Raw genomic sequence first — 22682 nt, 5'->3', positions numbered from 1 at the left:
CGCACACGCGCGCCACGATGCGCTCGCCAGGCCGCAGACGATTCGTTCTTGGCTTCTCAGCGCACGTACAGCACGCGCGAGCCGAGCAGCGAGCCGCCCGGCGCGTCGGTGATGCGCACCGTGACCTGCTGCGGTGCGAAGCCCGCCGGCAGCGCCGCCTCGCCGCTGACGCTGTGGTGCGTGCCGATCGACACCGCCACGGGCGGCAACGTCACCGACGTCTCGACACCGCGGTCGTTGCGCCCGGCCACGACGAGCTGCATCTGTCCGGCCAGCGCGCGGCCGCCCGCCGCGTCGCGCGTCAGCAGCACCTCGTAGGCCAGCGTGCCGCTGCCGGCACGAAAGCGCCCAGCGCGCACCGCCACCGCGCCGCCGCGCGGGTCGGGCGGCAGCGCCGCGACCAGCGCCGCGACGTCGGCGCGCAGCTGCTCGACGCTCTGGCGACTCGCAGCCAGCTGGTCGGCCAGCGTTTTGCGCTCGGCCTGCAGCGCGTCGAGCCGGCCATGCGCCTCGGCCAGTTCGGCGGCCAGCCGCTGGCGTTCGGCGTCGGCCTGCTCGTAGGCTTGGCGCAGCCGCGTTGACGCGTCGTACGACAGCCGCGGCGGCAGCAGCTGCTCCTGCACGTAGATCACGCCGGCGACGCCGACGGCCAGACCGAGCAGCAGCAGCACCAGCCAGCGCGGCAGGCCCCGCCGGCGGCGCCGGCCGTAACGGTCGAACTCGACCGGCTTGAACTCCCCCAGCATCGCCGTCGCTCTCCTTGCGGACAAAGGACGAGGTTACCTCCGGACTCGGGGGCCGATGCAACACGATGCTTCCGCCGGGGGCCGATCACCGCACCGCGCACGCCGGAACCGGTGCCGGCCGCTGCGGGCAGCAGGCTGCATGCAGCGACGCGACCGGCTCCTGACGTGCGCGGCGGCGCATGGGCGACATGCTGGCGCAGACACGATCGCGCGGCGATGGGCGCACACCCTTGGCACGGGCAGACGGTGCGCCAACCCGCCCGCCCATGCCCGCGACGCGGGCAAACCCGTGCGTGCACCGCGACCCGGCCGGCGTAGGCTGCTCGCTCCCGCAGCACTTCGAACGCCGCCATGTCCCTGCACCGCCAGCTCCTGCAACGCCAGGCCGAAGGCCGCCCGATCCGCGTCGGGCTGATCGGCGCCGGCAAGTTCGGCTCGATGTACCTCGCGCAGGTGCCGCGCACGCCCGGCATGCACGTCGCGGCGATCGCCGACCTGTCACCCGAAGCCGCGTGCCGCAACCTCGCGCGCGTGGGCTGGCCGCCCGAGCGGGTACGTGCGACGTCGATCGACGCTGCGCTGAAGGACGGCACGACGCACGTCGGCGACGACTGGAAGGCGCTCGTCGCCCACCCGGCGATCGACGTCGTCGTCGAGTGCACCGGCTCGCCGGTGCACGCGGTCGACCACTGCCTCGAGGCGTTCGCGCACGGCAAGCACGTCGTCAACGTCACCGTCGAGGCCGACGCGTTCTGCGGGCCGTGGCTCGCGCGCGAGGCCGCGCGCGCCGGCGTCGTCTACACGCTCGCGTTCGGCGACCAGCCGGCGTTGATCTGCGACCTCGTCGACTGGGCGCGCACCTGCGGCTTCCCGGTCGTGGCCGCCGGGCGCGGCCACAAGTGGCTGCCGCACTTCGCGCAGTCGACACCCGAGACGGTGTGGGGCTACTACGGGCTGACGCCCGAGCAGGCCGCGCGCGGCGGGCTGAACCCGAAGATGTTCAACAGCTTCCTCGACGGCAGCAAGCCGTCGATCGAGAGCGCCGCGGTGGCCAACGCGACCGGCCTCGAGGTGCCGTCGACCGGCCTCACGTACCCGCCGGCGAGCATTGCCGACATCCCGTTCGTCACGCGGCCGCAGAGCGAGGGCGGGCACCTCGAGAAGAAGGGCATGGTCGAGGTCATCAGCTCGCTCGAGGCCGACGGCCGCGCGATCCCGTACGACATCCGCATGGGCGTGTGGGTCACTGTCGAGGGCGAGACCGACTACATCCGCCACTGCTTCGAGGAGTACAACGCGCACACCGACCCGAGCGGGCGCTACTTCACGCTGTACAAGCGCTGGCACCTGATCGGGCTTGAGGTCGGCTACAGCGTCGCCAGCGTCGCGCTGCGCGGCGAGGCCACCGGCGTGGCGACCTGCTGGAACGCCGACGTCGTGGCCACCGCGAAGCGCGACCTCGCGCCCGGCGAGATGCTCGACGGCGAGGGCGGCTACACCGTGTGGGGCAAGCTGCAGCCGGCGGCGGCGTCGCTGGCCTACCGCGGCGAGGGCGGCCTGCCGCTCGGGCTCGCGCACCAGGTCAAGGTCGTGCGGCCCGTGGCCCAGGGCCAGATGCTGAGCTGGAGCGACGTCGCGATCGACACGGCGACGCGCGCGTACCGCGTGCGGCGCGAGATGGAAGCCGCGTTCGCCGCGGCGCCTGCGGCGCGCCACTGACGCCGCCGTGGCAACGAAAAGGGCCGGCAGCGCCGGCCCTTCGTCGTGCAGCGCGCGGCAGCCGCACTACTCGATCGCCTTGACCATGTCCTCGACGACCTTCTTCGCGTCGCCGAAGACCATCATCGTCTTGTCCATGTAGAACAGCTCGTTGTCGAGGCCGGCGTAGCCGGCAGCCATCGAGCGCTTGTTGACGATCACGGTCTTGGCCTTGTAGGCCTCGAGGATCGGCATGCCGTAGATCGGGCTGCCCTTTTGCAGCGCGGCCGGGTTCACGACGTCGTTGGCTCCAAGGATGATCGCAACGTCGGTCTGACCGAACTCGGCGTTGATGTCCTCCATCTCGAACACCTGGTCGTAAGGCACCTCGGCCTCGGCGAGCAGCACGTTCATGTGCCCCGGCATGCGCCCGGCCACCGGGTGGATCGCGTACTTGACGCTGATGCCCTTGTGCGTGAGCTTCTCGGCCAGTTCCTTGACCGCGTGCTGCGCGCGCGCGACCGCCAGGCCGTAGCCCGGCACGATGATCACCGTCTCGGCGTTGCTGAGGATGAATGCCGCGTCGTCGGGGCTGCCGCTCTTGACGGTGCGCTGCGGCTGCGCGCCGCCCGCCGCCTGGCCCGCCTCGCCGCCGAAGCCGCCGAGGATGACGTTGAAGAACGAGCGGTTCATCGCCTTGCACATGATGTAGCTCAGGATCGCACCCGAGCTGCCCACCAGCGAGCCGGCGATGATCAGCATGCTGTTGTTCAGGCTGAAGCCGATGCCCGCGGCGGCCCAGCCCGAGTAGCTGTTGAGCATCGAGACGACGACCGGCATGTCGGCGCCGCCGATCGGGATGATGATCAGCACGCCGAGCACGAAGCTCAGCGCCAGCATCGCGAAGAACGCGGCCCAGTTCTCGGTCAGCGCGAACACGATGCCGAGCGCGATGGTGGCGATGCCGAGCACGAGGTTGAGCAGGTGCTGGCCGTTGAAGACCACCGGCGCGCCCTGGAACAGGCGGAACTTGTACTTGCCGCTGAGCTTGCCGAACGCGATCACCGAGCCGCTGAACGTGATCGCGCCGATCGCCGCGCCGAGGAACAGCTCGATCTTGTTGCCCACCGGAATCGGCTGGCCGTGCCCGGCGATGCCGAAGGCCCACGGCTCGGCCACCGCCGCGACCGCGATGAACACCGCCGCCAGGCCGACCATGCTGTGCATGAAGGCCACGAGCTCGGGCATCTTCGTCATCTCGACGCGCTTGGCCATGACCGCACCGGCGGTGCCGCCCACGAGCAGGCCCGCGAGCACCCACACCATGCCCTGCGCCGAGCCCTGGCCCATCTGGCCGGCGAGCTTCACGATCAGCGCCGCAGTGGTCAGGATGGCGATCGCCATCCCGGTCATGCCGAAGACGTTGCCGCGGATCGACGTCGTCGGGTGGCTCAGGCCCTTGAGCGCCTGGATGAAGCAGACGCTCGCGACGAGGTACAGCAGCGTGACGACGTTCAGGCTCATGCCTTGTCTCCCGCGGCCGGGGCCTTCTTCTCTTTCTTTTTGAACATCTCGAGCATGCGCCGCGTGACGAGGAAGCCGCCGAACACGTTGACGGCGGCCAGCGCGACCGCGAGCACGCCCATCGTCTTGCCCAGCCCGCCCTCGGTCAGCGCGGCGGCGAGCATCGCGCCGACGATGACGATCGCGCTGATCGCGTTGGTGACGGCCATCAGCGGCGTGTGCAGCGCCGGCGTCACGTTCCACACGACGTGGTAGCCGACGTAGATCGCGAGCACGAAGATGATCAGGTTCAGGATGATCGGCGAGACGGCGTCCATGCTCAGCTCCTCTTGACCTGGCCGCCCTGCGTCATCAGGCAGGCGGCGACGATGTCGTCGTCGGCGGGGATCTGGAACGTGCCGTCCTTCGACAGCACGAGCTTCAGGAAGTCGAGCACGTTGCGCGCGTACAGCGCCGATGCGTCGGCGGCCACGAGCGCAGGCAGGTTGGTCTCGCCGACGATCGTCACGCCGTGCTTGACGACCGTCTTGCCGGCCTCGGTCAGCGGGCAGTTGCCGTCGGTACCCGCGGGGCCCTTGCCGGCGGCCATGTCGACGATCACCGAGCCCGGCTTCATCGACTTGACCATGTCTTCCGTGATCAGCACCGGCGCGGGGCGGCCGGGGATCAGCGCGGTCGAGATCACGACGTCGGCCTGCGCGACGCGCTTGGCGACTTCGACTTTCTGGCGGTCGAGCCAGCTCTGCGGCATCGGCCGCGCGTAGCCGCCGACGCCCTCGGCGGCCTCGCGCTCCTCGGCGGTCTCGTACGGCACGTCGATGAACTTGGCGCCCAGCGACTCGACCTGCTCCTTCACGCTCGGGCGCACGTCGCTCGCCTCGATCACGGCGCCCAGCCGCTTGGCGGTGGCGATCGCCTGCAGCCCGGCGACGCCGACGCCGAGGATCACGACGCGCGCGGCCTTGATCGTGCCGGCGGCGGTCATCAGCATCGGGAACAGGCGCTGGTAGGCATTGGCGGCGATCATCACCGCCTTGTAGCCGGCGATGTTGGCCTGGCTCGACAGCACGTCCATGCTCTGCGCGCGCGTCGTGCGCGGCGCCGCCTCGAGCGCGAAGCTCGTGAGGCCGGCGGCCGCGAGCCGGGCCAGCCCGTCGCGGTCGAACGGGTTGAGCATGCCCACGAGCACCGTGCCGGGCTTCATCAGGCTCAGCTCGTCGGCGTCGGGGCCGCGCACCTTGAGCACGAGCTCGCAGCCGAACGCGCCGGCGCGGTCGACGATCTCGGCGCCCGCGGCCACATACGCGGCGTCGGTGACGCTGGCAGCGACGCCGGCGCCCGACTGCACGCGCACCGTGTGGCCCTGCGCCTTCAATTTCTTGGCCGTCTCGGCCGTGACGGACACACGGGTCTCCCCCGCTGCCGTCTCCAGCGGCACGCCGATCAACATGGAGGCCTCCTCACCCGCTGCGGGCGCTTGCGATGGCGGGCGCCGGATTCCATGGCACCTCGGTGTTCGCGCCCGCGGGCGGCGAGTTTATCTGCTGGCCGACGCCGCCGGCGCGTGCTGGGCGGCCCGCTACCAGGCGGCCCGCTACCATCGCGGCATGGCTGCCCCGCGCTGGACCCCGAGCGTCACCGTCGCGGCCGTCGTCGAGCACGGCGGCCGCTACCTGCTCGTCGAGGAGGAGACGCCCGAGGGGCTGCGGCTGAACAATCCCGCCGGCCACCTCGACCCGGCCGAATCGCCGCTCGAGGGCGTCGTTCGCGAGGTGCTCGAAGAGACGGCGCGCGCCTTCACGCCGCGCGCGCTGCTCGGCGTGTACCTGTCGCGGTTCGTGCGTCCCGCGACCGGCGAGGACGTGACATACCTGAGGCTCGCGTTCTGCGGCGACGTCGGCGAGCCCGCGCCGGGCCGTGCGCTCGACCACGGCATCGTGCGCACGCTGTGGCTGACGCCCGACGAGGTGCGCGCGAGCGCGGCGCGCCACCGCAGCCCGCTGGTACTGCGCTGCATGGAAGACCACCTCGCGGGCCGGCGCCTGCCGCTCGACGCGATCGTCGCCGACGACTCGATCTACCGCCCGCCGGCCAAGACCTGAGGGGCGCATCGCAGCCCGCGCGCGGGCATCATCGGGCTCTCGCCGAAAGAGGACTGCGATGACCCAACCCCACTGCGCGCAGAAGGCGCCGTACCCGGTCGCCGTCGAGGCCGGCAGGGACTACTGGTGGTGCGCCTGCGGGCTGAGCAAGAAGCAGCCGTTTTGCGACGGCTCGCACCAGGGCGGGCCGTTCACACCGGTCAAGTACCGCGCCGCCGAATCGAAGACGGTGTACTTCTGCGGCTGCAAGGCCAGCGCCGGCAAGCCGCTGTGCGACGGCACGCACCGCACGCTCTGACCGCGCAGGCGGCGCGCGACGGCCGCCGATAATCGGCCGCGATGTCGTCCCCCCGCACGCAGCGCGTCGTCGTCGGCCTCAGCGGCGGCGTCGATTCGGCCGTCGCCGCATGGCTGCTCAAGCAGCAGGGCTACGACGTCGTCGGCCTGTTCATGAAGAACTGGGAAGACGACGACGACAGCGAGTACTGCTCGTCGCGCCAGGACTGGCTCGACGCCGCGTCGGTGGCCGACGTGATCGGCATCGACGTCGAGCACGTCAACTTCGCCGCCGAGTACAAGGACCGCGTGTTCGCCGAGTTCCTGCGCGAGTACGCGGCCGGTCGCACGCCGAACCCCGACGTGCTGTGTAACGCCGAGATCAAGTTCAAGGCGTTTCTCGATCACGCACTGCGCCTGGGCGCCGAGAAGATCGCCACCGGCCACTACGCGCGCGTGCGCGAAGCGGGCGGGCGCTTCGAACTGCTCAAGGGCGTCGACCCGGCGAAGGACCAGAGCTACTTCCTGCACCGGCTCACGCAGGCGCAGCTGGCCAGGACGCTGTTCCCGCTCGGCGGGCTGACCAAGGTCGAGGTGCGCCGCATCGCCGCCGAGATCGGGCTGCCCAACGCGGCGAAGAAGGACTCGACCGGCATCTGCTTCATCGGCGAGCGGCCGTTTCGCGAGTTCCTGAACCGCTACCTCAGTCACGCGCCGGGTGACATCGTCGACGACCGCGGACGCACGCTCGGCCGCCACGTCGGCCTGAGCTTCTACACGCTCGGCCAGCGGCAGGGGCTGGGCATCGGCGGCGTCAAGGAGCGCGGCGCGCCACGCGGCGGCGGTGCGCATGCGCCGTGGTTCGTCGCGCGCAAGGACCTCGAGCGCAACCGGCTCGTCGTCGTGCAGGGACACGACCACCCGTGGCTGCTGTCGACGGCGCTCGAGGCCACCGACGCGAGCTGGGTCGCCGGCGTACCGCCGGCGCCCGGCCGCTACGCGGCGAAGACGCGGTACCGGCAAGCCGACGCCGCCTGCGCGTTCACGCCCGGCGGCGCCAGCGCCTTCACGCTGCGCTTCGACGCGGCGCAGTGGGCGGTCACGCCGGGGCAAAGCGCGGTGCTCTACGACGGCGACGTGTGTCTCGGCGGCGGCGTGATCGAGCGCGCCGGCGACGCGCGCTGAGGCGACGTCGCCGCGCCGCGCGTCACTGCATGGCGTCGGGTCGCGGGTGCACGGTGCGCCACTGGCGCTCGGCGGGCTCGTCGTGGGTGGCGGTCGGGCCCAGCCAGTCGACGAACAGGCGCGTGCACACCGTCTGCAGCGGCTCGCCGGCCTGCGGGTGGCGCGCGATCAGCGCCAGATTGCGCGCGATCTTGTCGGCCGCGGCGAGGTGCGGCGTGCGGGCGTAGAACGTCAGCAGCGCGAGCGTGCCACCGAGGATCGGCTCGAGCGGGCCGACCGGCGACGCCGCGCACGCGTCGTCGCTGCCGTCGGTGCTGCCGCAGTCGGGCGGGGTGAGGGTCGGACGGTGTCGGGCCATGCGGATCTCCTTCGCGGGGTTGGCGCCACCGGCCCCGCCAAGCGGCGCCGGCACACCAACTATATGCGAATGAGTCGCATTTAGTACATGGCCATGCCAACCCCTCACAGATCGAAGTCGTAATCGATCGTCACCGGCGCGTGGTCCGAGAAGCGCTGGTCGAGGTAGATCTGCTCGCGCCGCGCCCGCGCCGCGATGCCCGGCGTCGCGAGGTGGTAGTCCAGCCGCCAGCCGACGTTCTTCGCCCACGCCTGCCCGCGGTTGCTCCACCACGTGTACTGCTCGGGCAGCGGGTTCAGGCGCCGGAACACGTCGACGAGCGCGTCGCCCTCGAGCAGCGAGGTCAGCCACGCGCGCTCTTCGGGCAGGAAACCGCTGTTCTTCTGGTTGCTGCGCCAGTTCTTCAGGTCGATTTCCTTGTGCGCGATGTTGACGTCGCCGACCAGCACGAACTCGCGCTCGGCGGCCAGCCGACGCAGGTGCGGGCCGATCTGCGCGAGGAAGCGGTACTTGGCCTCCTGCCGCTCGGGGCCGCTCGAGCCGCTCGGAAAGTAGCAGCTGACGACGCTGAACTTGCGCCGGTGGGTGTCGAACCGCGCCTCGACGTAGCGGCCCTCGGCGTCGAACTCGTCGCTGCCGAAGCCGGTCACGACGGCGCTGGGCACCTGGCGCGTGTACAGCCCGACGCCGGAGTAGCCCTTCTTCTGCGCGAAATGGAAATGACCCTGAAGATCGCCGATGCGGTCGAAGCGGCCGCTCACATCGGCAGCCTGGGCCTTGACCTCCTGCACGCCGATACAATCCGCGGCCGCCTGCGCGGCCCAGTCGAGGAATCCTTTGCTCGCCGCCGAACGGATGCCGTTCAGGTTGAGCGTGACGAGCCGAAAAGCCACCGTGATCTCCGCAGCGCCCACCCCCGCCGACCCGCTCGCCCAGGACTTCGTGAAGTTCGCGGTCGAGGCCGGGGTGTTGCGCTTCGGGGAGTTCAGGACCAAGGCCGGGCGGCTGTCGCCGTACTTCTTCAACGCCGGCCTGTTCGACGACGGCGCCAAGCTGGGCCGTCTCGCGCAATTCTATGCACGTCGCCTGATCGATAGCGGGTTGCAGTTCGACCTGCTGTTCGGTCCGGCCTACAAGGGCATCGCGCTGGCCGCCGCGGTGGCGATCGAGCTCGCGCGGCTCGGTCACAACAAGCCCTTCGCCTACAACCGCAAGGAGGCGAAAGACCACGGCGAGGGCGGCAGCCTGGTCGGCGCACCGGTGCGCGGGCGCGTGCTGATCATCGACGACGTGATCTCGGCCGGCACCTCGGTGCGCGAGTCGATCGCGTTGATCGAGGCCGCCGGCGCCACGCCGTGTGGCGTCGCGATCGCGCTCGACCGCCAGGAGCGCGCCACCGCCGCCGACGGCGGCGAGCTGCCGCATTCGGCCACGCAATACGTCACGTCGGAGCTGAAACTGGGCGTGACGGCGATTGCGACGCTAGGCGACCTGCTCCAGTATCTGTCGACGACCCGGGACGCGGCACTGGCAGCGCACGCCGCGGCGGTGTCGGCGTACCGCGAGCGCTATGGAGTCTGACGTGAGCCCCGCCCCGACCCCCGCCGTGCGCGGCAGCGGCCGCGGCATCGCGTGGCTGCTCGCCGCCTGGCTGGCGGGCGTCGCGCACGCGCAGACGCCCGGCGCGATCTACACCTGCACGACCCCCGACGGTCAGCGCCTGACCTCGGATCGCCCGATTCCCGCGTGCCGCAGCGTGGAACAGCGCGTGCTCAACCGCGACGGCTCGCTGCGGCAGATCGTGCCGCCGACGCTGACGGCCGAAGAGCTCGTCATCAAGGAAGCCGAGGAGCGCCGCCTGGCCGCGCAGCGGCAGGCGCAGCTGGACGCGGTGCGCCGCGACCGCAACCTCAAGCAGCGCTACCCCGACGAGGCCGCGCACCAGCGCGCGCGCGAAGCCGCGCTCGACGCCGTGCGGCTGGCGCTGCGCTCAAGCGAGCAGCGGCTGCAGGAGCTGCAGCGCGAGCGCGAGCCGCTGGTGGCCGAAACCGAGTTCTACGTCGGCCGCGAACTGCCCGCGACGCTGCGCCACAAGATCGAGGCCAACGAAGCCGCGCAGCAGGCGCAGCGCAACGCCATCGCGACGCACCGCGCCGAGATCGACCGCATCAACGGCGTCTACGACGTCGAGCTAGAGCGGCTGCGCAAGCTGTGGGCCGGCGCCCAGCCCGGCTCGCTGGGGCCGATGCGCTCGACCACGGTGCCGGTGGCCGCCGGTACTCCGACCGGCGCGCCGCGCTGAGCCGCGGCCGCGCGCTCAGCCGCCGAGGCGGCGGCGCAGCAGTTCGTTGACCTGCGCCGGGTTGGCCTTGCCCTGCGTCGCCTTCATGACCTGGCCGACGAGGGCGTTGAAGGCCTTCTCCTTGCCGGCGCGGAACTCCTCGACCGACTTCGCGTTGGCGGCGACCACCTGCTCGACGATCGCCTCGAGCGCGCCGGCGTCGCTCATCTGGCGAAGCCCCTTGGCGTCGATCAGCGCGTCGACGTCGGCGCCTTCGCCGGCCCACAGCGCGTCGAACACCTGCCGCGCGGCGTTGTTCGACACCGTGCCGTCGACGACGCGCCGGATCAGTGCCGCCAGCGTCGCCGGCGCCACCGGGCTCGCGTCGATCGTGCGGCCCTCGGCATTGAGCCGCTTGCTGACCTCGCCCATCAGCCAGTTCGCGACCAGCTTCGGCTGGCCGCAGGCGTCGCGCGCGGCCTCGTAGTAGCGCGCGAACGCGAGGCTTTGCGTCATCAGCGCCGCCGCGTCGGCGGCGAGCCCGTCGTCACGGCGGAAGCGCTCGGCCATCGCCATCGGCAGCTCGGGCATGCCGGCGCGCACGCGTTCGATCCACTCGGGCGCGATCACGAGCGGCGGCAGGTCGGGGTCGGGGAAGTAGCGGTAGTCGTGCGCCTCTTCCTTGGTGCGCATCGCGCGCGTCTCGCCGGTGGCGGGGTCGAACAGCACGGTGGCCTGCTCGATCGGCAGGCCGTCTTCGAGGCGGTCGATCTGCCACTGCACCTCGAAGTCGATCGCCTGCTGCAGGAAGCGGAAACTGTTGAGGTTCTTGATCTCGCGCCGCGTGCCGAACGGCTGGCCCGGCTTGCGCACGCTGACGTTGGCATCGCAGCGGAAGCTCCCCTCCTGCATGTTGCCGTCGCAGATGTCGAGCCACACCACCAGCGCGTGCAGCGCGCGCGCATACTCGGCGGCCTCGGCGCTCGAGCGCATGTCGGGCTCGGAGACGATCTCGAGCAGCGGCGTGCCGGCGCGGTTGAGGTCGATGCCGGTGAGGCCGTGGAAGTCCTCGTGCAGGCTCTTGCCGGCGTCTTCCTCGAGGTGCGCGCGCGTCAGCCGCACGCGGCGGGTCTGGCCGTTCAGCACGAACTCGACCTGCCCGCCCTGCACGACCGGGATCTCGTACTGGCTGATCTGGTAGCCCTTCGGCAGGTCGGGGTAGAAATAGTTCTTGCGCGCGAAGATCGACAGCGGCGCGACCTTCGCGCCCACCGCGAGCCCGAAGCGGATCGCGCGCTCGACGGCGCCGCGGTTGAGCACCGGCAGCGTGCCGGGCAATGCGAGGTCGACCGCGCAGGCCTGCGTGTTCGGCGGCGCGCCGAAACGGGTCGACGCGCCGCTGAAGATCTTGCTCGCCGTCGACAGCTGGGCGTGCGTCTCGAGGCCGATGACGACCTCGTAGCCGCGGATCAGTGCCGGCGCGGTCATGCGGCCACCCCCTGCGGTTCGCGGGTGTGGAAGTCGGTCGCCTGCTGGAACGCGTGCGCCGCGTGCAGCAGCGTGCCCTCGGCGAAGTGGTTGCCGATCAGCTGCAGCCCCACCGGCATGCCGCCCGCGCCGAAGCCGGCCGGCACGCTCATGCCGGGCAGCCCGGCCAAGCTCGCCGGCAGCGTGAAGATGTCGGCCAGATACGCCTTGACGGGGTCGTCGCTGCCTTCGCCGAGCTTCCACGCCACCGTGGGCGCCACCGGCCCGGCGATCACGTCGCACTGCGCGAAGCACTGGCGGAAGTCGTCGGCGATCATGCGGCGCAGCTTCTGCGCCTGCAGGTAGTACGCGTCGTAGTAGCCGTGGCTGAGCACGTAGGTGCCGATCATGATGCGGCGCTTGACCTCGGGCCCGAACCCCTCGGCGCGCGTCTTCTTGTACATGTCGAGCAGGTCGTCGTAGCGCGCGGCGCGGTGGCCGTAGCGCACGCCGTCGAAGCGCGACAGGTTCGAGCTCGCCTCGGCCGGCGCGATGATGTAGTAGACGGGGATCGACAGCTCGGTGCGCGGCAGGCTGACGTCGACGAGCGTCGCGCCGAGCTTCTCGAACTCGGCGAGCGCGGCGCGCACGGCCGTGGCGACGTCGGCCGCGAGCGCCGCGGGGAAGAACTCGCGCGGCAGTCCGATGCGCAGGCCGGCGAGCGGCTTGGCGGGCGTCGCGCCGTCGCGCGGCGCGAGCATCTGTGCGTGGTAGTCCTGCGGCGGGCGCTGCGCGCTCGTGCTGTCGCGCTCGTCGAAGCCGCTCATCGCCGACAGCAGCAGCGCGCAGTCCTCGGCGCTGCGCGCCAACGGGCCCGCCTGGTCGAGGCTGGAGGCGAACGCGATCATCCCGTAGCGCGAGCACACGCCGTAGGTCGGCTTGATGCCGGTGACGCCGCAGAAGCTCGCCGGCTGGCGGATCGAGCCGCCGGTGTCGGTGCCGGTGGCTGCGGGCAGCAGCCGCGCGGCCACCGCCGCGGCCGAGCCGCCCGACGAGCCGCCGGGCACGCGCGCCGGGTCCCACGGGTTGCGCACCGGGCCGTAGGCCGAGTTCTCGTTGGCCGACCCCATCGCGAACTCGTCGCAGTTGAGCTTGCCCAGCGTGACCGCGCCGGCCGCCGCGAGGCGCGCGACGACGGTGGCGTCGAACGGGCTGCGGTAGCCGGCGAGCATCTTCGATCCGGCCGTCGTCGGCAGGCCGCGCGTGACGAAGATGTCCTTGTGCGCGATCGGCACGCCGGTCAGCGGCGTCGCGTCGCCGCGGGCGCGGCGCGCGTCGGCGTCGCGCGCAGCGGCGAGCGCGGCGTCGGCGTCGACGGCGAGGAAGGCGCCGAGTTGTTCGTGCGCGGCAACGCGCGTCAGCAAATGTTGCGTCAGTTCGGCGCTCGAGAACTCGCCGCGCGCGAGCGCGCGGTCGATCTCGGCCACGCCGAGGCGGTGCGCGTCGCCGCTCATTCGATCACCTTCGGCACGAGGTACAGCCCGTCCTCGACCGCCGGCGCGCTGCGCTGGTTGGCCTCGCGCTCGTCGCCTTCGGTGACGACGTCGTCGCGCAGCCGCAGCTCGACCGCCGCGACCGCCGACAGCGGCGTGTACAGCGGCTCGACGCCCGAGGTGTCGACCGCGCTCATGCGCTCGACGATCGAGAAGAAGCCGTTGAGCTGGGCCAGCATCGCCGCGGGCTCGTCGCCGCGCAGTTCGAGCCGCGCGAGGTGCGCGATGCGGCTCACGTCTTCAGGGGTCAGGGCCATCGGTGCTTCGGGTCGCGAAACGGCGTTCGCGCCGTCCGTCGGTGGGCATCAGGGGGTGGATCGCAGCCCTTCTCGGGCGGCGCCGGCCGGTCTGCGATCGAGAACGATCGGGTATTATCGTGCGCAGTCAGAACCCACCGGCCGGGTCCGCGTCGATCTCCAGCGGGGCCTCGCCCGGCGGGTTTTTTCGTACCCGCTGCCGCTGTGCCCACGCCGACGCCGCGGACCGTTCACGCACCGTCCCTCCACCGCACCGCGATGCCGCCCGCCCGATCGCCGCGGACCCCGTGGCCCGCCGAGTGCCTCCGAGGCGACGCACCGCCAAGCTGACATGTTCGAATCCTTTCGTCGCTACTTCTCGACGGACCTCGCCATCGACCTCGGCACCGCCAACACGCTGATCTACGTGCGCGGCAAGGGCATCGTGCTCGACGAGCCCTCCGTCGTCGCGATCCGCCACGAAGGCGGCCCGAGCGGCAAGAAGACGATCCAGGCCGTCGGCCACGAGGCCAAGGCGATGCTCGGCAAGGTGCCCGGCAACATCGAGGCGATCCGCCCGATGAAGGACGGCGTCATCGCCGACTTCACCGTCACCGAGCAGATGCTCAAGCAGTTCATCAAGATGGTGCACCCGCGCTCGATGATGAAGCCGAGCCCGAGGATCATCATCTGCGTGCCCTGCGGCTCGACGCAGGTCGAACGCCGCGCGATCCGCGAGTCGGCGCTCGGTGCCGGCGCGAGCGAGGTCTACCTGATCGAGGAGCCGATGGCCGCGGCGATCGGCGCCGGGCTGCCGGTGTCGGAGGCGTCGGGCTCGATGGTCGTCGACATCGGCGGCGGCACCACCGAGGTCGGCGTGATCTCGCTCGGCGGCATGGTCTACAAGGGCAGTGTGCGCGTCGGCGGCGACAAGTTCGACGAGGCGATCATCAACTACATCCGCCGCAACTACGGCATGCTGATCGGCGAGCCCACCGCCGAGGCGATCAAGAAGCAGATCGGCAGCGCGTTCCCCGGCTCCGAGGTCAAGGAGATGGAGGTCAAGGGGCGCAACCTCAGCGAGGGCGTGCCGCGCAGCTTCACGATCAGCTCCAACGAGATCCTCGAGGCGCTGACGGACCCGCTCAACCAGATTGTCTCGGCGGTCAAGAACGCGCTCGAGCAGACGCCGCCCGAACTCGGCGCCGACATCGCCGAGCGCGGCATGATGCTCACCGGCGGCGGCGCGCTGCTGCGCGACCTCGACCGGCTGCTCGCCGAGGAGACCGGGCTGCCGGTGCTGGTGGCCGAGGACCCGCTGACCTGCGTCGTGCGCGGCTGCGGCATGGCGCTCGAGCGCATGGAGCGCCTCGGCTCGATCTTCACCTACGAGTAACACCGGGCCAAGGGCGCCGGGGCGCCGCGCACCATGCCGCTGGGCACGCTCGACCGCACCCCCCCGCCGTTCTTCCGCCAGGGCCCCTCGGCCCTGACACGACTCGTGTTCTTCTCGTCGCTGGCGGTGTTCCTGATGGTCGCCGACACGCGCTTCGAGATCGTGCGCCACGCGCGCGCAGCGATCGCCACCGTGCTGCACCCGGTGCAGGTCGCGCTGCGCGTGCCGGTGGAGATGGCCGTCGGCGGCAGCGAGTACCTGCGCGGGCTGACCCGCGCGCTGGCGGCCGAGCGCCACGCGCAGGAACAGCTCGCCGCGCAGGCGGTGCGGCTCGCGCGCGCCGACCGCCTCGAGGCCGAGAACGCGGCGTTGCGCGACCTGCTCGGGCTGCGCCCGGCGCTGGCGACGCGCTCGATCGCCGCCGAGGTGCTGTACGAGGCAGCCGACCCGTTCTCGCGCAAACTGTTCGTCGACCGCGGCGCGACGCACGGCGTCGTCGCCGGCGCGCCGGTGGTCGCGCCACAGGGCGTCGTCGGACAGGTCACGCGCGTGTACCCGCTGTCGAGCGAGGTGACGCTGCTCGTCGACAAGGACGCCGCGATTCCCGTGCTCAACGCGCGCACCGGGCAGCGCAGCCTGGCCTACGGCGGCGCGCTGCGCGGCACCGCGATGGAACTGCGCTTCCTGCCCGGCAACGCCGACGTCGCCGAGGGCGACGCGCTGCTGACCTCGGGCGTCGACGGCGTCTACCCCCATGGCCTGCCGGTGGCGCACGTGACCCGTGTCGAGCGCCAGGCCGACGGCGGCTTCGCCCGCGTGCTGCTGCGGCCGGCCGCGGTGCCCGACACGGTGCGCCACGTGCTGGTGCTCGAACCGCTGACGGCGCAGATGCCGCCGCGGCCGCCGACGACCGAGCGCGACGAGGCGCCGCCGCGGGAGCAGCGACCATGAGCCACCATGACGCGCGCCGCATCGCCCGCCGGGCGCCCCCGCCGGAGGCGGCGCCATGATCATGCCGCGCACCGGCGACGCGCTGCTGCTGCCGGTCAACCCGTGGTTCATCGCGCTGTCGCTGGCCGTCGCGCTGGCGCTGAACCTGGTGCCGGTCGGTCGTGTCGCGGCGATGCCCGACCTGCTCGCGCTGGCGCTGGTGTTCTGGAACGTGCACCAGCCGCGGCGCGTGGGCATCGGGGTGGCCTTCGCGCTCGGGCTGGCGATGGACGTGCACGAGGGCGCGCTGCTCGGCCAGCACGCGCTGGCCTATACGCTGCTGTCGTACTTCGCGATCACGATCCACCGCCGGCTGCTGTGGTTCGGCCTGTGGTCGCAGAGCCTGCAGCTGATCCCGCTGTTCGTCGCGGCGACGGCGGTGTCGCTGCTGGTGCGCATGGCCGGCGGTGCGCCGTTCCCGGGCTGGAGCCTGTTCGCCGCGCCGGTGATCCAGGCGCTGTTGTGGCCGCTGGCGACCTGGGTGCTGCTCGCGCCGCAGCGCCGTCCGCCCGATCCGGACGAGAATCGCCCGTTGTGACCGTGTCCGATGGCTGAGCTGAAGAACGTCGAGCTCGAGCTGCACCGCTTCCGCGGCCGCGTGCTGGCGGCCGCCGCGTTCGTGCTGCTGGGTCTGGCGCTGCTGGCCGCGCGCATGGTCTACCTGCAGGTGATCCGGCACGACGAGCTGGCCACGCGCGCCGAGACCAACCGCATCGCCGTGCTGCCGGTGGTGCCCAACCGCGGCCTGATCGTCGACCGCCACGGCGTCGTGCTGGCGAGCAACTACTCGGCGTACACGCTGGAGATCACGCCGTCGAAGGTCGGCGACGTCGAGGCGACGATCGACGCGCTGGCGCAGATCGTCGAGATCCGCCCGAGCGACCGCCGCCGCTTCAAGCGGCTGCGCGAGGAGGGCAAGAGCTTCGACTCGATCCCGATCCGCACCAAGCTCAGCGACGAGGAGGTCGCGCGCTTCACCGCGCAGCGCTGGCGCTTCCCCGGCGTCGAGGTCAACGCGCGGCTGTTCCGCAGCTACCCGCTGGGCGAGACCGGCTCGCACATGATCGGCTACATCGGGCGCATCAACGCCGCCGAGAAGAAGGCGATGGAGGACTGGGACGAGGAAACCCAGGCCAACTACCGCGGCACCGAGTACATCGGCAAGCTCGGCCTCGAGCAGAGCTACGAGGCCGAGCTGCACGGCACCACCGGCTACGCCGAGGTCGAGACGACCGCCGGCGGGCGCGCGGTGCGCCAGCTGCGCAGCCACCCGCCGACGCCGGGCAACACGCTGGTGCTGTCGGTCGACATCCGGCTGCAGTGGCTCGTCGAACAGCTGTTCGGCGACCGCCGCGGCGCGCTGGTGGCGATCGACCCGCGCAACGGCGAGGTGCTGGCCTTCGTCAGCAAGCCCACGTTCGACCCGAACCTGTTCGTCGACGGCATCGACCACGACAGCTGGCGCGAACTCAACGAAAGCATCGACAAGCCGCTGCTCAACCGCGCGCTGCGCGGCACCTACCCGCCGGGCTCGACGTTCAAGCCGTTCATGGCGATGGCCGCGCTGACCAGCGGCAAGCGCTCGCCGAACACCGTGATCCACGACGGCGGCACGTTCAACTTCGGCGGCCACCTGTTCCGCAGCCACGGCGACACCGGCCTCGGCCCGGTCGACATGCGGCGCTCGATCGTCAAGTCGAGCAACGTCTACTACTACTCGCTGGCCAACGAGATGGGCGTCGACCTGATGCACGAGCACCTGTCGCCGTTCGGCTTCGGCGCGCGCACCGGCATCGACCTGCACGGCGAGGTGACCGGCGTGCTGCCGTCGACGCAGTGGAAGCGCCGCACCTACAAGCGCCCCGAGCAGCAGCGCTGGTACGCCGGCGAGACGATCTCGCTGGGTATCGGCCAGGGCTACAACAGCTTCACGATGCTGCAGATCGCGCAGGCGATGGCCACGCTGGCTTCGGGCGGCCAGCGCTTCGAGCCGCGGCTGGTGCGCGAGATCGAGGACGTCGTCAGCGGTGCGCGCCGCCCCGTCGAGCGCCGCGCGCGGCCGCCGCTGGCACTGAACCCGGCGCACGTGCAGCTCGTGCTCGACGCGATGTACGGCGTCACGCAGGAAGGCACGTCGACGCGCGTGTTCGCCGGCGCGCCGTACAAGAGCGGCGGCAAGACGGGCACCGCGCAGGCGGTGGGCATCCGCCAGAACGAGAAGTACAACGCCGCCAAGCTGGCCGAGCACCAGCGCGACCACTCGCTGTACGTTGCGTTCGCGCCGCTGGAGGCGCCGACGATCGCGCTGGCGGTGATCGTCGAGAACGCCGGCTTCGGCGCCGCCGCCGCGGCGCCGATCGCGCGGCGCGTGTTCGACTACTGGCTGCTCGGGCTCTTCCCGAGCGACGAAGACATCGCGCTCACGCGCGAGGGCCGCTCGACGGCGCCGGTGGGCACGCCGCGGCGCGCCGACGAGGTGCCGCTGCCCGGCTTGACGACGGCGCCGGTGGCGGCGGCACCGGCCGCGCACGAGCCGCGGCACGTGGCGATGCAGGCCACCGGCGCCGGGGTGGGCCGATGAACGGGGCACACGCCGTCTTCGAGCGCCCGTCGCTGTGGCAGCGCGTGCGCCCGCTGCTGATCGGCTTCGACGCGTGGCTGATGCTGGCCGTGCTGCTGCTGGCCGCCGCGGGCCTCGTCGTGATGTACTCGGCCGGCTACGACCACGGGGCGCGCTTCTCGGGCCACGTGCGCAACATGCTGCTGGGCCTGGCGGTGCTGCTGCTGGTGTCGCAGGTGCCGCCGCAGCGGCTGATGGCGCTCGCGGTGCCGCTGTACACGCTCGGCATCGCGCTGCTGGTGGCCACGGCGCTGTTCGGCATCACGAAGAAGGGCGCGACGCGCTGGCTCGACATCGGCGTCGCGGTGATCCAGCCCAGCGAGATCATGAAGCTGGCGCTGCCGATGACGCTGGCATGGTGGTTCGACAAGCGCGAGGGCCAGCTGCGCGCGGCCGACTTCGCCGTCGCCGCGGCCCTGCTGCTGCTGCCGTTCGCGCTGATCGTCAAGCAGCCCGACCTCGGCACCTCGCTGCTGGTGCTGTCGGCGGGCCTGTTCGTGATCTTCTTCGCCGGGCTGCCGTGGCGGCTGATCGTGCCGGTGCTGGCGCTGGGCGCGGCGGGCATCGTCGCACTGATCGCCTTCGGCGACGCGATGTGCCAGCCCGGCGTCGACTGGGTCGTGCTCAAGGAGTACCAGAAGCACCGCGTGTGCACGCTGCTCGACCCGATGTCGGACCCGCTGGGCAAGGGCTTCCACGTGATCCAGGGCATGATCGCGATCGGCTCGGGTGGCCTGTGGGGCAAGGGCTTCATGAACGGCACGCAGACGCACCTGGAGTTCATCCCCGAGCGCACGAGCGACTTCATCTTCGCCGCGCTGGCCGAGGAGTTCGGGCTGGCCGGCGTCGTCGCGCTGCTGATCGGCTTCGCGTTCCTGATCGTGCGCGGGCTGGCGATCGCCGCCGAGGCGCCGACGGTGTTCTCGCGTCTGCTGGCCGGCGCGATCTCGCTGATGCTGTTCACCTACGTGTTCGTCAACATGGGCATGGTCAGCGGCATCCTGCCGGTGGTCGGCGTGCCGCTGCCGTTCGTGAGCTACGGCGGCACGGCGATGGTCACGCTCGGGCTGAGCCTGGGCATGCTGCTGTCGATCGCCAAGAGCCGGCGCCTGATGCAGAGCTGACGCGATGGCACGGCCGCGCATCGGAGTCATCGGCATCGGCCTGATGGGGCTGCCGATCGCGCAGCGGCTGGCCGAGCAGGGCTACGCGGTGCGGGTGCGCGACGTCGACCCGCAGCGCGTCGCGCTGGCCGCACCGCTGCCGGCGGCCGACGACGCCGCGGCGCTGGCCGCGGCGTGCGACGTGCTGATCGTCGTCGTCGTCGACGCGCGCCAGACCGACGACGTCCTGTTCGGGCCCCGCGGCGCCGCCGACGCGCTGCGACCGGGCCAGACCGTGCTGCTGTGCCCGACGATCGGCCCCGACGACACCGAGCGCATCGCCGCGGCGCTGCAGGCGCGCGGTGTCGAGGCGATCGACGCGCCGATGTCGGGCGGCCCGGCGCGCGCGCGCGACGGCACGATGAGCCTGATGGTGGCCTGCCCCGACGACGTGTTCGCGCGCCACGAGCCGCTGCTGCGCACGATGGCGTCGCGGCTGTTTCGCGTCGGCACGCGCGCCGGCGACGGTGCGCGCACGAAGCTGGTCAACAACCTGCTGGCGGCCGTCAACCTCGCCGGCGCGGCCGAGGCGCTCGCGCTGGCCGTGCAGCTCGGGCTCGATGCGGCACGCACGCTCGAGGTGATCGAGCAGTCCAGCGGTCAGAGCTGGATCGCCAGCGACCGGCTGCGCCGCGCGCTGGCCGGCGACGACGCGCCGCGTGCGGCGACGGCACTGCTCGCCAAGGACGCGGCGCTGGCGCTGGCCGCCGCCCGCGCGGTCGGGCCCGAGCCGGTGCTCGGCGCCGCCGCGGCCGCGGTGTTTGCGCAGGCCTGCGCCGATGGCGATGCCGCGCGCGACGACGCGTGCCTCTTCGAGCGCGCGATCGCGCGCGGCCGCTGAAGCGACGCGCAGTCACTTCGAGCGCGCACCGCCGAGCGGGAAGCGCACCGTGAAGCGCGTGCCGGTGCCGCCACCGGCGCGCGGGTGAGCGTCTTCGACGTCGATCTCGGCGCCGTGCTGCGTCGCGATCTCGCGCACGATCGCCAGCCCGAGCCCGCTGCCGTCGACGTTGGTGCCCAGCGCGCGGTAGAAGGGCTGGAACACGAGTTCGCGCTCGGCCGCCGGGATGCCGGGGCCGGTGTCCTCGACCTGCAGAACGGCGACCTGGCCGAAGGGGTCGACGAGCACGCGCACCGTCACCGCGCCGCCGGGCGGGGTGTACTGCAGCGCGTTGTCGACGAGGTTGCGGATCAGCTCGCGCACCAGCACCGGCTGGCCCTGCAGCGTCGGGCGTGCGTCGGCCAGCGAGGGCCCCTCGTAGCCGAGGTCGATGCGCTTGTCGATCGCCCGCGGCACGAAGTCCTCGACGGTCTCGATCGCCAGCTGGACGAGATCGACGTCCTGCTGGCGCAGCGCCTGCTCGCGGTCCTCGGCGCGCGCCAGCGCGAGCAGCTGGTTGACCATGTGCGCGGCGCGCTGGCTCGACAGCGCGATCTGCTCGAGCGAGCGCCGCACCGAGCGCGCGTCGCCGCCGGCGTCGATCTCGCGCTGCGCCAGCTCGGCCTGCATGCGCAGGCCCGCCAGCGGGGTCTTCATCTGGTGCGCCGCATCGGCGAGGAAGTGCTTCTGCGCGCTCATCGAGTGGTCCAGGCGCGCGAGCAGCTCGTTGATCGCGCGCACCAGCGGCGTGACCTCCTCGGGCGCCTCGCGCTCGGCGATCGGGCTCAGGTCGTGCGCTTCGCGCTGGCGGATGCGGTTCTGCAGCGCGTTCAGCGGCGCCAGCCCGCGCGCGAGCGCCAGCCACACGAGCACCACGGCCAGCGGCAGGATCACGAACTGCGGCAGGATCACGCCCTTGATGATCTCGGTGGCCAGCCGCGAGCGCCGGTCCAGCGTCTCGGCGACCTGCACCAGCGGCGGCACCTCGCGCCCCTCGAGCGGCACCGCGAGCCACAGGTAGGCCACGCGCACCGGCTCCTCGAGCATCGTGTCGTCGCGGAACTTGAGCACGCCGGGCTCGATGCGCTCGTCGACGGGCACGCGCAGGTTGCGGTCGCCGGCCACCAGCTCGCCGCGCAGGCCGAGCACCTGGTAGTACATCGCGCCGGCGTCCTCGCCGCGCAGCACGTCGGCCACCAGCGCCGACACGCCCGCCGGCAGCCGCACCTCGCGCACGACGTCGGTGTGCACGACGACGCGCTGCGCGACGGTGCGCGCGAGCTCGCCGAGGTCGCGGTCGTAGGGCCGGTTCGCGATGCCCTGCGCGACGACCCACGTCAGCCCCATGCTCATCGGCCACAGCAGCAGCAGCGGGGCGAGCATCCAGTCGAGGATCTCGCCGAGCAGCGAACGCTGTTCAGGCCGGCGGGCGAACATCGTGCGCGCGAGGATACCGTCGCCGCGTCCTCGCGCCGGACGCCGCCGGGCTCAGGGGGCGATCTTCTCGAGGCAGTAGCCCAGGCCGCGCACGGTCGCGATGCGGATCGGCCCCTGCTCGATCTTCTTGCGCAGGCGGTGGATGTAGACCTCGATCGCGTTGTTGCTGACCTCTTCGCCCCACTCGCACAGGCGCTCGACGAGCTGGTCCTTGCTGACCAGCCGCCCGGTACGCTGCAGCAGCACCTCGAGCAGGCTGAGCTCGCGCGCCGACAGCTCGACCATCTGGTCGTTGATGTAGCACACGCGGCCGGTCGCGTCGAAGCTCAGCGGCCCGTGGCGGATCACGTTCGACGCGGTGCCCAGCCCGCGGCGCGTCAGCGCGCGCACGCGCGCCTCGAGCTCCTGCAGCGAGAACGGCTTGGCCATGTAGTCGTCGGCGCCGAGATCCAGCCCCTTGACGCGCTGCTCGACGCTGTCGGCGGCGGTCAGGATCAGCACCGGGACCGTGCTGCCGCGAGCGCGCAGCCGGCGCAGCACGTCCAGCCCGTGCATCTTCGGCAGGCCGAGGTCGAGGATCACGCAGTCGAACTCGTGCGAAGCCAGCGCCGCATCGGCCTCGCTGCCGCTGCACACCTGGTCGACCGCGTAGCCCGAACTGCGCAGCGAGCGCAACAGGCCATCGGCGAGCACCTGGTCGTCCTCGGCTATCAGAATGCGCATCGCTTCGTCTCCTTCGCCATCGACCGCGCTCTTGCCGGGCGCGTTGT

At 71.8% G+C, this 22682-nt stretch carries 23 protein-coding genes; 12 read left to right on the top strand and 11 right to left on the bottom strand.

Annotation, left to right across the window (positions count from 1 at the left end; genetic code table 11):
- Positions 1-56 precede the first annotated feature (56 nt).
- Entirely contained in the window at positions 57-746 is a 690-nt protein-coding gene (locus tag MOJ79_RS00985) for a hypothetical protein (RefSeq protein ID WP_241922461.1), read from the bottom strand.
- A gap of 351 nt (positions 747-1097) precedes the next feature.
- Here MOJ79_RS00985 and MOJ79_RS00980 point away from each other — a divergent pair, with 351 nt between their 5' ends.
- Positions 1098-2465, top strand: a complete 1368-nt coding sequence (locus MOJ79_RS00980; RefSeq protein WP_241922460.1) for an NAD(P)H-dependent oxidoreductase — start codon at positions 1098-1100, stop codon at positions 2463-2465.
- Positions 2466-2531: 66 nt separating this feature from the next.
- On the opposite strand, the gene MOJ79_RS00975 is transcribed toward MOJ79_RS00980, so the two are convergent.
- From MOJ79_RS00975 to MOJ79_RS00965, 3 genes are read right to left on the bottom strand one after another with little or no spacing between them, the layout of a single operon-like run.
- The gene (locus tag MOJ79_RS00975) at positions 2532-3968 is read right to left on the bottom strand and encodes an NAD(P)(+) transhydrogenase (Re/Si-specific) subunit beta (RefSeq protein ID WP_241922459.1); all 1437 of its coding nucleotides are present in this window, start codon (positions 3966-3968) and stop codon (positions 2532-2534) included.
- The gene (locus MOJ79_RS00970; RefSeq protein ID WP_119290881.1) at positions 3965-4285 is read right to left on the bottom strand and encodes an NAD(P) transhydrogenase subunit alpha; all 321 of its coding nucleotides are present in this window, start codon (positions 4283-4285) and stop codon (positions 3965-3967) included. Before MOJ79_RS00970 ends, MOJ79_RS00975 begins: the two co-directional genes overlap by 4 nt.
- A gap of 2 nt (positions 4286-4287) precedes the next feature.
- Positions 4288-5418 (bottom strand): Re/Si-specific NAD(P)(+) transhydrogenase subunit alpha, encoded by a 1131-nt coding sequence (locus tag MOJ79_RS00965; protein ID WP_119290879.1) that lies wholly within the window; start codon positions 5416-5418, stop codon positions 4288-4290.
- A 157-nt stretch (positions 5419-5575) separates the two neighbouring features.
- On the opposite strand from MOJ79_RS00965, the gene MOJ79_RS00960 reads away from it, so the two are divergent.
- The 3 genes from MOJ79_RS00960 to mnmA are packed head-to-tail and all read left to right on the top strand — an operon-like array spanning position 5576 to position 7531.
- Positions 5576-6070, top strand: coding sequence for an NUDIX hydrolase (locus tag MOJ79_RS00960; protein WP_119290876.1), 495 nt, complete (start codon positions 5576-5578; stop codon positions 6068-6070).
- A gap of 58 nt (positions 6071-6128) precedes the next feature.
- Positions 6129-6368, top strand: a complete 240-nt coding sequence (locus MOJ79_RS00955; RefSeq protein WP_241922458.1) for a CDGSH iron-sulfur domain-containing protein — start codon at positions 6129-6131, stop codon at positions 6366-6368.
- A gap of 41 nt (positions 6369-6409) precedes the next feature.
- Complete coding sequence (mnmA, locus tag MOJ79_RS00950) at positions 6410-7531, top strand: tRNA 2-thiouridine(34) synthase MnmA (protein WP_241922457.1); 1122 nt, start codon at positions 6410-6412, stop codon at positions 7529-7531.
- A 22-nt stretch (positions 7532-7553) separates the two neighbouring features.
- Here mnmA and MOJ79_RS00945 read toward each other — a convergent pair whose 3' ends face one another.
- Positions 7554-7889 (bottom strand): hypothetical protein, encoded by a 336-nt coding sequence (locus MOJ79_RS00945; RefSeq protein ID WP_241922456.1) that lies wholly within the window; start codon positions 7887-7889, stop codon positions 7554-7556.
- Between the two features lie 104 nt (positions 7890-7993).
- Entirely contained in the window at positions 7994-8782 is a 789-nt protein-coding gene (locus MOJ79_RS00940; RefSeq protein WP_241922455.1) for an exodeoxyribonuclease III, read from the bottom strand.
- Here MOJ79_RS00940 and pyrE point away from each other — a divergent pair.
- Together pyrE and MOJ79_RS00930 are read left to right on the top strand one after the other, a co-directional pair.
- A complete protein-coding gene (gene pyrE / locus MOJ79_RS00935) occupies positions 8727-9470 on the top strand; it encodes an orotate phosphoribosyltransferase (RefSeq protein WP_241922454.1) in 744 nt (247 codons plus the stop codon). The two genes, MOJ79_RS00940 and pyrE, sit on opposite strands and share 56 nt — an antisense overlap.
- A 1-nt stretch (position 9471) precedes the next feature.
- Complete coding sequence (locus MOJ79_RS00930) at positions 9472-10191, top strand: hypothetical protein (protein WP_241922453.1); 720 nt, start codon at positions 9472-9474, stop codon at positions 10189-10191.
- Positions 10192-10206: 15 nt separating this feature from the next.
- On the opposite strand, the gene gatB is transcribed toward MOJ79_RS00930, so the two are convergent.
- Genes gatB through gatC form a run of 3 tightly spaced genes read right to left on the bottom strand, consistent with a single transcriptional unit; the run spans position 10207 to position 13447 of the window.
- Positions 10207-11658: an Asp-tRNA(Asn)/Glu-tRNA(Gln) amidotransferase subunit GatB gene (gene gatB, locus MOJ79_RS00925; protein WP_241922452.1), complete on the bottom strand. Its 1452-nt coding sequence runs from the start codon at positions 11656-11658 to the stop codon at positions 10207-10209.
- Positions 11655-13151 (bottom strand): Asp-tRNA(Asn)/Glu-tRNA(Gln) amidotransferase subunit GatA, encoded by a 1497-nt coding sequence (gatA, locus tag MOJ79_RS00920; protein WP_241922451.1) that lies wholly within the window; start codon positions 13149-13151, stop codon positions 11655-11657. The genes gatB and gatA overlap by 4 nt, the downstream gene beginning before the upstream one ends.
- A complete protein-coding gene (gatC, locus tag MOJ79_RS00915) occupies positions 13148-13447 on the bottom strand; it encodes an Asp-tRNA(Asn)/Glu-tRNA(Gln) amidotransferase subunit GatC (RefSeq protein ID WP_241922450.1) in 300 nt (99 codons plus the stop codon). Before gatC ends, gatA begins: the two co-directional genes overlap by 4 nt.
- Before the next feature lie 331 nt (positions 13448-13778).
- Here gatC and MOJ79_RS00910 point away from each other — a divergent pair, with 331 nt between their 5' ends.
- The 6 genes from MOJ79_RS00910 to MOJ79_RS19010 are packed head-to-tail and all read left to right on the top strand — an operon-like array spanning position 13779 to position 20436.
- Positions 13779-14822: a rod shape-determining protein gene (locus MOJ79_RS00910; RefSeq protein ID WP_119290859.1), complete on the top strand. Its 1044-nt coding sequence runs from the start codon at positions 13779-13781 to the stop codon at positions 14820-14822.
- 33 nt (positions 14823-14855) lie between these two features.
- On the top strand, positions 14856-15773 hold the full coding sequence (gene mreC, locus MOJ79_RS00905; protein ID WP_241922449.1) for a rod shape-determining protein MreC: 918 nt from the start codon (positions 14856-14858) through the stop codon (positions 15771-15773).
- A 55-nt stretch (positions 15774-15828) separates the two neighbouring features.
- A complete protein-coding gene (mreD, locus tag MOJ79_RS00900; protein WP_241922448.1) occupies positions 15829-16350 on the top strand; it encodes a rod shape-determining protein MreD in 522 nt (173 codons plus the stop codon).
- A 9-nt stretch (positions 16351-16359) separates the two neighbouring features.
- The gene (mrdA, locus tag MOJ79_RS00895) at positions 16360-18393 is read left to right on the top strand and encodes a penicillin-binding protein 2 (RefSeq protein WP_241922447.1); all 2034 of its coding nucleotides are present in this window, start codon (positions 16360-16362) and stop codon (positions 18391-18393) included.
- Entirely contained in the window at positions 18390-19556 is a 1167-nt protein-coding gene (rodA, locus tag MOJ79_RS00890) for a rod shape-determining protein RodA (RefSeq protein WP_241922446.1), read from the top strand. The genes mrdA and rodA overlap by 4 nt, the downstream gene beginning before the upstream one ends.
- Before the next feature lie 4 nt (positions 19557-19560).
- On the top strand, positions 19561-20436 hold the full coding sequence (locus MOJ79_RS19010) for an NAD(P)-dependent oxidoreductase (RefSeq protein WP_272885346.1): 876 nt from the start codon (positions 19561-19563) through the stop codon (positions 20434-20436).
- A gap of 12 nt (positions 20437-20448) precedes the next feature.
- On the opposite strand, the gene MOJ79_RS00870 is transcribed toward MOJ79_RS19010, so the two are convergent.
- Both MOJ79_RS00870 and MOJ79_RS00865 read right to left on the bottom strand, forming a co-directional pair.
- Positions 20449-21912, bottom strand: a complete 1464-nt coding sequence (locus tag MOJ79_RS00870; RefSeq protein WP_241922445.1) for a sensor histidine kinase — start codon at positions 21910-21912, stop codon at positions 20449-20451.
- 51 nt (positions 21913-21963) lie between these two features.
- Positions 21964-22635 carry a response regulator gene (locus MOJ79_RS00865; RefSeq protein ID WP_119290844.1) on the bottom strand — a complete coding sequence of 224 codons (672 nt, stop codon included), beginning with the start codon at positions 22633-22635 and terminating at the stop codon, positions 21964-21966.
- Positions 22636-22682: the final 47 nt, after the last annotated feature.

Source organism: Calidifontimicrobium sp. SYSU G02091, from assembly GCF_022631395.1.
Taxonomy (GTDB): domain Bacteria; phylum Pseudomonadota; class Gammaproteobacteria; order Burkholderiales; family Burkholderiaceae_C; genus Calidifontimicrobium; species Calidifontimicrobium sediminis.
Note: the sequence above shows the minus strand (reverse complement) of the source record. Positions and strands in the feature narration are given on the sequence as shown.